The 13336-nt window shown below is 42.2% G+C and carries 8 protein-coding genes; 2 read left to right on the forward strand and 6 right to left on the reverse strand.

What is annotated here, in order from left to right; translation table 11 throughout:
* Nucleotides 1-8 precede the first annotated feature (8 nt).
* The gene (locus NSS67_RS28105) at nt 9-908 is read left to right on the forward strand and encodes an NAD(P)-dependent oxidoreductase (protein WP_339317036.1); all 900 of its coding nucleotides are present in this window, start codon (nt 9-11) and stop codon (nt 906-908) included.
* Between the two features lie 148 nt (nt 909-1056).
* Here the strand turns inward: NSS67_RS28105 and NSS67_RS28110 are convergent, their stop codons facing one another.
* The 3 genes from NSS67_RS28110 to tkt all read right to left on the reverse strand — a co-directional run bounded on the left by NSS67_RS28110 (nt 1057) and on the right by tkt (nt 5194).
* Nucleotides 1057-2538, reverse strand: a complete 1482-nt coding sequence (locus NSS67_RS28110) for a M14 family metallocarboxypeptidase (RefSeq protein ID WP_339317037.1) — start codon at nt 2536-2538, stop codon at nt 1057-1059.
* 262 nt (nt 2539-2800) lie between these two features.
* Nucleotides 2801-3118, reverse strand: coding sequence for a pyrimidine/purine nucleoside phosphorylase (locus NSS67_RS28115; RefSeq protein ID WP_339317038.1), 318 nt, complete (start codon nt 3116-3118; stop codon nt 2801-2803).
* Nucleotides 3119-3151: 33 nt separating this feature from the next.
* Nucleotides 3152-5194, reverse strand: coding sequence for a transketolase (gene tkt, locus NSS67_RS28120; RefSeq protein WP_339317039.1), 2043 nt, complete (start codon nt 5192-5194; stop codon nt 3152-3154).
* A 303-nt stretch (nt 5195-5497) separates the two neighbouring features.
* On the opposite strand from tkt, the gene NSS67_RS28125 reads away from it, so the two are divergent.
* A complete protein-coding gene (locus NSS67_RS28125) occupies nt 5498-6130 on the forward strand; it encodes a hypothetical protein (RefSeq protein ID WP_339317040.1) in 633 nt (210 codons plus the stop codon).
* Between the two features lie 62 nt (nt 6131-6192).
* On the opposite strand, the gene NSS67_RS28130 is transcribed toward NSS67_RS28125, so the two are convergent.
* The 3 genes from NSS67_RS28130 to NSS67_RS28140 all read right to left on the reverse strand — a co-directional run bounded on the left by NSS67_RS28130 (nt 6193) and on the right by NSS67_RS28140 (nt 13333).
* The gene (locus tag NSS67_RS28130) at nt 6193-6978 is read right to left on the reverse strand and encodes a GNAT family N-acetyltransferase (protein WP_339317041.1); all 786 of its coding nucleotides are present in this window, start codon (nt 6976-6978) and stop codon (nt 6193-6195) included.
* A gap of 102 nt (nt 6979-7080) precedes the next feature.
* A complete protein-coding gene (locus NSS67_RS28135) occupies nt 7081-11031 on the reverse strand; it encodes a hypothetical protein (protein WP_339317042.1) in 3951 nt (1316 codons plus the stop codon).
* A gap of 22 nt (nt 11032-11053) precedes the next feature.
* Nucleotides 11054-13333 carry a hypothetical protein gene (locus NSS67_RS28140; RefSeq protein ID WP_339317043.1) on the reverse strand — a complete coding sequence of 760 codons (2280 nt, stop codon included), beginning with the start codon at nt 13331-13333 and terminating at the stop codon, nt 11054-11056.
* Nucleotides 13334-13336: the final 3 nt, after the last annotated feature.

The following is a 13336-nucleotide window of genomic DNA, read 5'->3' on the forward strand; positions in this document are numbered from 1 at the left end:
CTACACAAATGAAACAAATCGGTTTTATCGGACTTGGAACGATGGGAGCGCCAATGGCTTCCAACTTACTTCGTGGCGGCTTTCAGGTAACGGTGTACAACCGTACGACAGCTAAATGCAAACCTCTCGAAGCAGAAGGTGCCCAGACTGCCCTTACGCCACGTGCTGCAGCTGAAGGTAAGGATGTTATTATTACCATGATCAGTAATGATGATTCGGTTCGTGAAGTGTTTTATGGTCAGGATGGTATTCTCGATGCTCTTAAGCCAGGCGGCTTGATTATTGATTCCAGCACAATTTCTCCGGGACTAGTTCACGAAATTGCCGCTGCTGTAGAAGCTCGCGGTGGTCATTTTCTAGACGCCCCAGTAACTGGAAGCAAACCGGCAGCTATTGAAGGAACCTTGGTGTTCATGGTTGGCGGCAGTGCTGAAGTCATAGAACAGCATCGCGATATCTTCGATACTATGGGCCGGTTACTCCTACATATGGGTGACAATGGTAGCGGCGCTGCGGCTAAGCTAGCACATAATGCCATGGTTGGTATCCACAATGTCGCTCTAGCTGAAGGCTTCTCCATCGCTGTCAAATCTGGTGTACCTGCTGATAAATTTCTAGAGCTTGTTAAGAACGGTTCTGCGGGCAGCAAGCAAGCTGAGCTCAAGGGTCAGAAAATTATCGATAATGATTTCAGCAATCAGTTCTCTCTTGGTCTTATGCTGAAAGATCTCAAGCTGGCTTCCTCGCTAAGCGACTCCACCGGCGTGCCTACCCCTATGCTTGGTGTAGCTAAGAGCATGTTTCAGGCAGGATTCAACAACGGCTTTGCTGATGAGGATCTGTCCGCAGTGGTTAAATCCTATGAAGAATGGATCGGACAAAAAATCGGCAGTAAAGCAGACCAGTAATAGATACAAGATTCAGATCGAAGAGAAGCATTATTTAGAAGGGGGTCTCAAGCCAAGAATGAACTTGGCTTGAGACCCCCTTTAATGTTACTGCAAATATGTATGTACTACTAAGGAGTAGTCCTAACATCTGGTTGTTCTTCGCTGGTTATTCCAGTTTCACTTGCTGCTCCTGCACTGTCTCCTCTATCGGCCAAACGAGCTTTGCCTTACGCCCATCAATCCACCAGCTCCCGCTCGGGGTAGAGGCTTGTAACCAAGTGCCCCATCTTCCCGTGACCTGGACGGACTGTGGATCGAGAGAAACCACTTTAGGAGCGTAAGTATCTGGATACTTATAAGCAGGTATACTTTGCTGGAATTCAGCATTCGCCAAAATTTCCTCGACGATAACGAGCTTTCCCGGTGAAGGATGAATCCATCCGAGGCCTTCCGCTGCTTGAACCTGATACCAGTCGCCCTTCTTCGCAATCACTTGAAGCATTTGTGGCTGCAGATTGATGCCTCCTGTTGAAGCCCCTATTTTAGTATAAAGTTCCGTTCCCGCCAGCAAACTCATGGATCGCTGAGGATATTGAGGCTTCTGCTTATTCAGCCATAAAGAATAGGATTGTAGCGCAGAGTAAAGCCCAACCTCCTTATTCTCTGACCAGATCTTATCAAACTTTCTTAAGGGAACACTGGTCTCACCCACATAGCTTGAAATTTCAATCGTGAACCCGGGACGGCCATACTTCTGAATGAACCAATCCTTATAACCACCCCCAGAAGGGTTCTTTTCCGGAGCTACTAGAGAATAGCCTGTTAGGTTACCAAGCGTCCGAGCTATTGTTTTGTCGCGGTTTAGATTGCTGCTGAGCGTATTAAAATTCCAAAATATGATTTCACCAGAGCTGTGATAGGAAATGGTTACTTCCGGGTCAATTCTTTCTGTCAATTTCATCATCATCTGTACTTCAGAGGTTTCAGCTGGCTTCTTCCCTTTATAATTCTGATACCCAGGAGTTGAAACCGAATTCTTAATCGTATTCCAGTTAGCTGGATATTGACGGTTAAGGTCAATTCCCTGCATATTTGCTTTCCAGCGGCTAAAATTTGTGCTGTTCCCATTATATTTAATCAGCGTTTTAGCCAAATTGGCTGGAAGACCTACAGTGCCCTGTTGGGATAAAGTAACACCATCCGGATTGACCATCGGAACGATCCAAATGCTGACTTGATCAAGTAAACTGCGTACGTTATAGTCTTCTATTTTCCCATTAGTTTTATAAGCTTGGGCATATGTATCGAGCATTTTCATCAATAGATTAGTTGTCATCCACTCTCTAGCATGATGCGAACCGTTAAGAAACAGCACTGATTCTCCCCTGCCTAACTTCACCGCCCACAAATCCCGTCCATAAGGAGACTTTCCTAAAGATTCGGACGTTACTAGATCGGGATATTCCTGCACCAACCTCTCAATATCCCTTTTCATTAAGTTATAAGAATAGACTTGATTGGGATTCACTATATTCGTCGCCGCTGCCTGAACCGGTGCTGCAGCTACGAATAAAGTTATCAGCAGCACACAACTGAGCAACAATAGTGTAATCTTATGTATTCGCTTGCGAAAATCTGACTTTCTCATGTTGGCATCTCCTATTTCTGTCTACTGATAAACAATATCAGTCTACTAAATTGATATTAGAAGTATAGGAGGATGTCATATTTTCGTCAATAAATTAATTATATTAATCTTTTTTTGAATAGTTGAATATTCCTTTAGGCTTTTTGCTCTATTCCTGCTTACCAAGTATAAACGCGTACATCCTTATAAGGACGTACTTACACAAAAAAAGCATCCCGGTAGCCGAGGCTGCCAGGATGCTTCTTCATTTCTATACTTTGAACTAAATTACTGGGTAAGAACAGCAATAATCAGTTACTTCAAATACTTCCAACGCAAATTTAGAGTTGCCAGGAACATTGAACGTTGCCGCTCCCTCGATCTCCTGCCATACCTCAGTGCCGGGAAGCAGCACTTTAAGATCACCGGACAGAATCTCCATAATTTCAGGACCATCCGTACCAAATTCATATACACCAGGCAACATGATGCCAAGTGTCACCTTAGTTCCATCCTGCAAAATTACCGTACGGCTGGTTACTTGTCCTCCATAATATACATTGGCTGCTTTTTCAATCGTTGCGTTGTTAAACTGACTCATTACTTGTTCTCCCCCTAATGATTATTCAGTTAATTACAGAAGTGCTTTCACACGGCTAACTACGTTCTCAACAGTAAAGCCGTATTCTTTCATTACTCTGTCGCCAGGCGCGGAAGCTCCGAAAGTAGTGATGCCGAGGATATCGCCTTGGTCACCAGTGTAACGTTCCCAGCCGAAGGTTTGTGCCATTTCGATAGCAAGACGAGCCTTGACTCCTGGAAGAATTACGGAATCACGGTATTCCTTATCTTGTTTCTCGAACAGATCCCAGCTTGGCAAGCTGATTACACGAACATCGATACCTTCTTCAGCCAAAGCAGCTTGTGCTTTAACAGCCAGTTGTACTTCAGATCCAGTAGCGATAAGTTGTGCTTGTGGAGTGCCGTTCTTGGAATCAGAGACTACATAACCACCACGTTTGATGTTTTCACGAACGCCATCAACGGTTCCAGCGAGAATTGGCAAGTTTTGACGAGTCAGAACCAAAGCAACTGGATTCTCTTTGTTTTCCATAGCATAAGCCCATGCTGCAGAAGTTTCGTTAGCATCAGCCGGACGAATAACAGTCAGACCTGGGATGATACGCAGGGAAGCCAATTGTTCGATTGGTTCATGCGTAGGACCATCTTCACCAACTGCAATACTGTCATGTGTCAGTACATAGGTTACTGGCAATTTCATGATCGAAGCCAAACGAATTGCTGGACGCAAGTAGTCTGTGAACACGAAGAATGTTCCTCCGAATACTTTAAGACCAGTATGCAGTGCGATACCGTTCATTGCAGCAGCCATACCAAACTCACGTACGCCGAAATAAATGTTGCGGCCATCATAAGATTCTGGTGTGAACGATGTCAAACCATTCAAATGCGTCATAGTGGAGCTTTCCAAGTCAGCGGAACCGCCCACAAGCTGAGGAACGCCAGCAGTCAGACCGTTAAGCGCACTACCGGAAGCGACACGAGTCGATACTGCTTTATCTTCAGTAGTGTAAGTTGGAAGGTTAGCATCCCAGCCTTCTGGAAGATCGCCATTAATTACTGTTTCGAACTGTGCAGCAAGCTCTGGATATGCTTTTTTGTAAGCTGCGAATTTTTCGTCCCAAGCCTTGTTAGCTTCGATTCCGTTCTTCTTCACTTCTGCAAAATGAGCACGAACTTCATCAGGTACATAGAAATCCTCTTCATATACCCATTTATAGAAATCTTTGGTCAGCTTAGCTTCTTCAGCGCCAAGTGGAGAACCGTGAGTACCGCCATGGCCGCCTTTACCTTGTTTGTTAGGGCTACCATAACCAATTACAGTTTTCACTTCGATCAAAGTCGGTCTGCTAGTATCAGCTTGTGCTTCAGCAATAGCTTTTTCCAGAGCCGGAAGATCATTACCGTCTTCTACGCGCAGAACTTGCCAACCATAAGCATCAAAGCGTTGAGCTACATTTTCAGAGAAGGACAGACTCAATTTACCATCAAGAGAGATGTCGTTTGAATCGTATAGAACAACCAATTTGCCCAGTTTCAAATGACCCGCGAGTGAAGCGGACTCGGAAGAGATCCCTTCCATAAGGTCACCGTCACCACAAATAGCGTAAGTATAGTGGTCGACCACTTTATGTTCATCTTTGTTGTAGGTAGCGCTGAGTTGAGCTTCAGCCATAGCCATACCAACAGCCATACCAATACCTTGTCCAAGTGGACCTGTAGTAGCATCAACACCGGCGGTGTGACCCACTTCTGGGTGACCCGGAGTCAAGCTGCCCCATTGACGGAAATTTTTCAATTCTTCCATTGGCAGATCATAGCCACTAAGGTGCAGCAAGCTGTATAGAAGCATGGAGCCATGTCCTGCGGACAATACAAAACGGTCACGGTTTACCCATGTTGGATGATCAGGGTTATGTTTCATTGTTTTTGCAAACAATTGGTAGCCCATTGGTGCAGAACCCATTGGCATACCTGGGTGTCCGGAATTTGCTTTTTCAATAGCGTCAATCGCCAAAGTACGAATCGTTGTAATCGACAGGTTATCTACAGTTGAGTTTTCTTCCTTTTGAATCGCTTGTTCTTGTTCACTCATTTAATAGTTCCTCCTCTGAAATCTCAAGAATGTCATTTTGACTCTTATTGTATCATTAGTGTGGAAGCAATTCCAATTGTTTTTAAAAACTCTTTATTTGAACAGCTTATGTTTTGCAATATCGACGTATTTATATACACAAAAAGAACTATGAGACAAGCCAAAGTTGCACTAGTCTATGGTCTAGTTTTTATTTACGACTAAAGTTTGTTTTACAATGCTCAAATATACAGTAAGATGGAGTTAGTTAAGCATAATTTTCATTCATTACCCAACATTTCCTAGTGGAAAGGAACTTTGAACATGAGTTCGAATAAGGACATCTTTATTGTGCTTACCGGTACAGGTACGGCCTTTAGTGGTTTTATAAAGTGGTTTACAAAAGCCGATCTGAATCATGCTTCGATCGCCTTTGACTGTGAACTGCGGGAGGTATACAGCTTCGGAAGAAAAAAAATGCACAATCCATTCGTCGCAGGTCTAATTCAGGAGAACTTTATCGACCCTTTTTATAACAGTGCTAATTGTTCCATATACCAGTTGCGTGTAAGCGAGACGGAATACGATACCATGTATAACCACGTCCAAGGGATGATGCAAAATCAGGAACGTTATAAATACCATCTTTTAGGACTGATCGGTGTGCTTCTGAATATTAAAATCGATAGAGAAAATGCTTATTTTTGTTCCCACTTCGTTGCCTCTTTATTTGAAGAAACTGCAGTTCAGCCTGTGAATAAGCCTTCCTGCTTCGTAACACCGGAAGATTTTGCTCTTTCACTCTGCGCCCATAAAATTTTTAGCGGCAAGCTATCCTATTATTTACGTAGAGCTCAGAGAGCCTCTGCACGTCCATCATCTTTACCATTACACACTACTTCGGTTGCAGCACGAATGATGCGAATGAATGAAGACCGGACTGAAGGGGTTATTTAAGAGGGTCTTGCAAAAAGGGCTACGCGGATTATAATTCCGCGTAGCCCTTTTTACTCTGCCAATCAACTGCCAATAACAAATTCAACCATGTGCTGTTTGCACATAAGCTCATAACCGATCGATTGATATAGTGAAATTGCGCCTACATTCTCCTCAAGGACATTCAAATACACGTTTGAGGTAACCCTTCTCCCCGCTCGGGTGAGCTCTGCACAAATCTTTTTCCCGTAGCCTTGCCTTCTCCATCTTACATCCGTTCCGATGTTCCCCAATTCAACGTAATCCTCACTATAAATATGGTATCCCCCTACTGCAATCAGCTCACGTTGTTCCATCACACCATAGAACGGATACTGTAATTCTTCTTTTGAAAAAGCCATTGTATCTAAATCGGCCATTTTCGACTCAATAAGCTCAAAATAAGTAGGACCCAAATGTAAAACACTTGTATCTACCGGTGGCAATGCTTCTTGATGGATATGCTTCATTAGAAGCAGTTTATTGGGTGACTTAACAAGCTCAAGCTGAGAAGCGAGTACAGCCATAACTTCTTCATTAACAATCACATTACCGACAGCATTGTCAGGTAAATGCAATTGTTCTTTCATTAATGAAAGCACTGACCGGAAACAAAATGACTTTTCAACAGGAAATACAGAAAAAGCATAGAACGGAAGCCCCCTTAAAAAGGCCAATACGCCGAGCAGCTCCCCCTGGTCAGTAAACTGTCCATAATGTACCGAATTATGCTTACGAGCTGTAAGGTATGAATAGTATAAAAAATGCTGTTCCCTATGGATCGAACTCAAAATTGATGTCATTTCCGCTTGTGTTAATTCTCGAATCATATTCCCTACCCCTTTGAACGTTTGATACAGTGCTTCAACATTAACATGATACCGGGAAGCCACGCAAAGAAATTGATAGGGTAAGTAATATAGAGTCCTACTCTACTTAATTCGATGACTTCGGAAATACTCCGACCAATCCGATGATATAACGACTGTAACGGTATCCGTTTTGGTGTTGTACTCGTTCTGAGCTGTAAAAGTAAATGTAACCGGACCGTCCGGAAGCTTTTCAAAAGAGCTGTCATACATTTCACCTGTCCAGAAGGTTTTATCGTCGTTGGTTGGGCTAAGCTCCGTACTGAACCCACCGTTCATGGTTACTTGCACAGTATCTGGAAGACCCGTTGCAGTGCCTTGCAGAACAAAACGTTCTCCTGCCCAAAATACGTTGTAACCTCTTGGGCTTTCCTCATTACCGCTCTTTTTCAGATTGTAGCCTTTACGGTTGTTGTTCCACTCTTCGGTGTGCTTAACCCCACCTTTAATACTCAGTAGATTCACCATGAGATATTTCCGAGGAGAAATATTGCTCCAGCTGAACCCATCAAAAACTTCAACCTCGACGGCATACTTCTCGTTCTCGATTAGTGAACCAGCTGGTACCTGCCATTGCTTAGCGCTCGATACTTGCTCACCAGATTGAACTTTGATCGCTCCTGTGGCTAAACTTATAATCTGAACTTTATAACGCTGCTGCTGATCGTCATCCTCATCTTGATAATCCCATTTGAGGATTGGGGTGAGTGTGCTTGCAATTGTAGGCTTAGATGGATCAATACTAGTTGGATACGTAATTGTAGCCGTCGGTATCCGGTTGACTACTGTGATGCTCTGGGAAAGCTCGCGGTACAGACCCAGTGAATCTGTCACGAGTTGTTTAAAGGTGAATATGCCGTTAGATGTGAATTGCTTTGTGAAGTCCCTTTGGACGCTTGCAAGGGCTTCTGCACCACTTGTTGGTTTTAAGAAATACTGATAGCTGAGGCTGTCTCTCTTTGGTTCGTCCGGATCAGTTGCGTTACTCTTAATGTTCAGAACGTCTGTCCGGTAGACCGGTACCTTTGTCGCATCTTTACCAGTATCGGTAATTAAGGTGAATCCTGGCTGCGGCGGATTATCGATAATGAATGTTTTTTCGTTAGATATTTCTGACCAAGATAATTTTGAAAAGGCGCGTCCATAGACGGTGAAATATTCAAACCTATTAAATGTATAGTTAGGGAGTTGATACTGGCGCAGCAATCCTGAGGTGTCTGGGTTTTCAATTGATTTAGCCAAGAGTCCATCTTTTGCATAAAACTCCAATCTATACTTTTCCTGTGGATCATTTTCAGGATCTGTATACGTCCACTTAATGAGTGGATCTCCTTGTAACTCCGCATCTATTACCGACGGATTAGTTGCGGTTCCAGCAGGAGTTGTGAGAGTTAAGGTTGGAGGCAGATTCTTATCTACATTTACCTTCAGGGTAGCTATGTTTGATTTAGCACCGATCTGGTCCACAACCCAGTGTTCTAATGTGTAAATCCCAGACTCAGGAAAATCAATCTTGATATTAGGAGTTCGATACATTTCAGTTACACCATCACTATCTGTAACTTTCCAGTAATACTGCAAACTACTGATATCAGATGGATCATCATCAGAATCCACCCCATAGTATGTTATAGTATCATACTGATAAACACTGCTTAGTCCATTAATTCCTGCTGTTGGAATATGGTTTTTAACAGTAAACATACGTGTAGCATACGAAGTCAGTGCTGTGACATTCGAGCCTACTGGTATATCTGTAACATTAAGTCGCATTTCCCATCCATCAGATATCGCTTGTTGTGGTGAAACTCCACTCCTTGCAATTAAATCCCTGATTGTCATGGATTGATTGCGATTGCTACCCGCATAATAATAAGGGCTGCTATTAAGTCTAGCGTACCAGGCGTAAGACAGCGAATCTCCATCTTCATCTGGATCAGGTGTCATATTTTGCATCGTAATGAGCGTATCTCGATATACTTCAGATGGCATATTAAAAGCAGCTGCTGGTGGATGGTTGATAACTTGAACACTTTGACTGTACCACTCCGACCATAAACCACGATTATCATGTACTTGTAGATTAATTTGATAACTTCCTAGTCCAAATGTGGCGATATTCGGCGGTGTTGTCGCTCCACCCCAATGCTCCCATACCTTATTCCAACCATCCTTGATTACAGTCCAGTAATACACATCCAATGGATCATTATCCGGATCAAAAGACTTATCTACTATTGATGTAGCCTTACGATAAGAAACTATATTAGGCTCAACCGTGAATAACGCTACTGGAGGTAAATTAGCAGCGGCTCCTACTGTCCTCTGGCACCAATCACTCCATATGCCTAACCCATTTTCACCATCCATATCCCTTACCCTTAACCGAATATCATATTGATCATTACTTGGCAACGGATTAGGCGGCCGGCCATCATTCCATATCGAAGCTTCTGTTTTCTTATACTGCCATTGCCAATCCACAAGCCCTTTATTGGAAGCAGTAATATGGTCCAAATCGTAGGAGCTATCCGTGAGTTGAAGATATCCACCCACTATTTTGGCACTGAATAAAGCTATCGGCTTTCGATGCACATGAAAAGTCATGGAGGATAAATTATCGCGGCTCCATTTCCGATAAATATCAAACCGGTCATCATTTTTTGGATTATCTCGACCCTGAAAGGTCGCTGTATATACCCCACTGTAGGGGAATGAAAGATAAGTAGATGTTCTCCATAATCCTGAATCTCCAATAATCCCCATAGAGTTATCATAAAAATAAGGATCATGATCATATCTGAAACGTTCTGCGGATTTAGAATCTCCTTCAGAGTCAAAGAATTTAGTTCTCGTTTCAACAGGGGTGTTGATAAGGATAAATGACTTATTCCTCATCTGCTGTTTTACATTTATAGTTAAATTCTTTGATTGTTTCATCCCCGAAGGATCAGATGCTGTAATTGTCATACTATAAGACCCGGGTGACAAAGCATCGTCAATTGCGTCTATTGGGATATAAAATGGTTTTGACAATTGCGCTTGATATACTGTAGTTTTCTTATAAAATACATTAGGAATTTCTGCAGTAACCGTCACATCTTCGTTATCTGGATCACTTACATATCCTTCAATATTAATACCACTCAAATCGGTAGCATTGACCAAAGTTATTCCGTTTGGTGTCCCCACAGAGATTGTTGGGGGATGATTAGGAATTAGTCTAGCAACTTCAGTCATGTAAGGAGTATAGCCCGCCGGTTCATAACTTACACGAAAGGGGCCATCCTCTGGACCCAAATCTGTTCTATACCAGCCCGAATGTGCAACAATCCTTATACGAAAAAGTTCAGGATCATTTATATAATCGTCATAATTACTCGGACCAAACCAGTTGTATCCTTGTTGAAATTCGTAAGGCTGAGTAACTTTCATTGCATCTCTTATAGTAGAAAGGTCAAAATCTAGACTTCGTTGGTCACGCGAATCAAGACCAATATTATAGAGGGTACCCCATTCAGTACTCCAATTATGACTATAGTATTGTTGAAAATAATCTGCTGTACAGGACCATTGCTCATCTCGTCCATTTAGGCTACCTTTTTCCCGGTCATAGCCCTGTTGTGTATAGGCAGAGCCACACATCTGCACTGTAAGTTTTTGGTCCCATAACCGGGACTGGCCTGGAGGTCTTCTTCCATTTAAATTAATATCAATGTGCATAGGAGACCCACCAGGTGCTATGTCGTATAAGAGTTGCTTAGTCGTTTTATTGTAGGAGATATTAGTTACTTTAATTGCTGGAAAATAAATATTAATTGTATTGGCCATCGCATGTGTTCCAAACCCACTATTAAAGTTGATATCCCTATAGTGAATAATGTTATCATCATCAGCTGCCTGAACTGTTGCACTTATTCCTACTCTCTCTAATAATGGTCGAGGTAAGATTGGCAATATTGTAAAGATTAATAGGAAATATATAATGAAGCTTATCCTAAAATAATGTTTCACAAGCAGATCCTCCGTTCTTCACTTATAGATCCCAATCTACCTCTGGTGCTCGATTCTCCACCTCTACAATCCGTTCAAGGAGATTTTGTGTGCTATCAGAATTTATCGATCTTCTGTCATCTTCACTTACAAACTCTTCAATGGTGGGTTGTCCAAATTCTTCGAGAACTGTAAGACGAATTTCATATTTACCGACTTGATATAGCTCCAAATTCAGACGAGTGCGATTCTCTTCGTTAAACCGAACCCAACTCTCATCTGCAAAAGATCCGTTGTTATCTGAATCGTAACGATATTCCCAAATCCGACGGATGAGTGGATCTTTATCCTTAGTAAAAGACATATCATCTATTGAAACCATTGCCTTATTTCCATTGCTGGGATCACGGTATACTTTTCCCGGTACAGCAAAGTAAGCGAAAGGCAACTCATCGGAAGCAATATCAAAAATAAGTTCACTACTCGCAGCATAACCTAACGTGTTTTCAACATAAATCGTAGCTTTATATGTCCCTGGATTCTTAAAAAGAATATCCTTACTCTGAAACTCAGCTAACGTACCACTATATTTAATATCTGCATTCGAACCACCAGAAACAGCACTGATCGAGACTTGAGTTTTCGCTGGGATCAGCGGAAAACGAGTAGGACTTTGGCTAGAATTCGTGAGCGTCGTTTTCCGATTTTGTTTTAGCGTACCAGAAATATTTAAACCAGCAGCTGGGATAGGTTCAATCACTGTTACTTCTGTACTTGTACTCCCAATCTGACCATCGTTGTCAACTACAGTGAGACCAATTGGGAACGTCTGCCCTACATCATCTCTTGTATACCATATGTATCCTCGTGAAGTATTACCGATCCCACCCTGTGCTCCTTGTGTACCCCAGGCATAATCCGTGATATAACCGTCCGGATCAGAGGAAGCTCCTCCGTACACCATCATGTCGTCTCCGGCTTTGATATATTTAGGGGCGCTGATCCGTGCGATGGGCGGTTTACCTTCTGGTTTAGTTGGCGGGTTTGTGGTAGGAGGGAAAAGATCGCTAGGAGGATCTTTCTTATACACTCCAGCTGAAATTTCAGGTCCTGCCTCTAATGATGAAATAGGTCCTGCTTTTGTTTGTACTGGATTTTTGAACCGTACAACAACCTTTAAAACATAGTCTTGTTTATAATTATCTTTTCCCACCAATTGGGATGCTGGGATATCAAAATCAAAGTCTTTACCCGCAGTAAGAACTTTTGAATATTCTTTCTTCATATCCGCAACAGCTATTTCTTTCTCTCTTGCATAAAATGCCCATTCAGAAATATTAGAACTGTCTGTATAGGCTAGTAATTCTCCTTTAACACTAATTTTTACCACAACTTTGTCACCAGTCATCTTCGCAGGATTCGGGTTGGGTTGGGTTAATGTAGCTGAAGCATTCAAAGTAACTTGATCTGGTAGTGCATAATCAAAATTGACAGTACCACCGTAGCTGTATGAGGTCATTTTCGCTTCGGCAGTGAAGTAGTATGGCAAAATGATATAATATAGCCGCCCAATTACCCAAACCCCTTTATCAAACGAAGCCGATACATTTTCGGGTGAATATTGCCCTGATGGTACTTGATAAGTAACAATGAATTTCCCATCTTTCTGACCTACTTTACCTATGTCCCCTTGAAGCGCCATTGGTACCAGCTTAATGCTAGACTGAATAATATTGCTGTATGGGATAGTATTAACATTGTCTCTAAACCATGTTGCTTGACTCGGACTAACTGGATCAGATTTTGTGGTAACAGTTGTTTTTGGCGGTGCATCTGATGGGGTTCCAAAATCTGTGGCGTTTACGTTTTTGCTTGTGTTCACTCCACGATCTTGATTATAGTCATTAATCTGCCATCTTCGCCCATCTGCATATCGCCAAATAGAGTTACCCGGCGTACTTTTAAAAACTTTTTTAGGATCGTTACCCTCAACTCCTGTAACATTAAACGTTTCAACTTTTTCATTACCTTTGAGAGTAACTTTTATTTTTCCATTCTCGACGCTGATTGCTCCAACTAAGCTGTTATTACCTGAATATTTAAAAGTTCCTGCTTTAATTGCAGCGATGTTTACTCCACTAGGCAGGACTAAGTAAAAAGTTTTTGCTGCATTCCCTGATCCGGTTAATCCAGTTGTAATAGGTATACTTACTGATCCAGATTTCAGCTCTGCTGCTTGAGCTGAATGCATCAAGTTTAGTGAAAATAATAGACAAATTATAAGAATAATTGAGAATATCCTGATTTTTTTATTTTTCTTCATCCG

This window comes from Paenibacillus sp. FSL R10-2734 (assembly GCF_037963865.1).
Taxonomy (GTDB): domain Bacteria; phylum Bacillota; class Bacilli; order Paenibacillales; family Paenibacillaceae; genus Paenibacillus_AQ.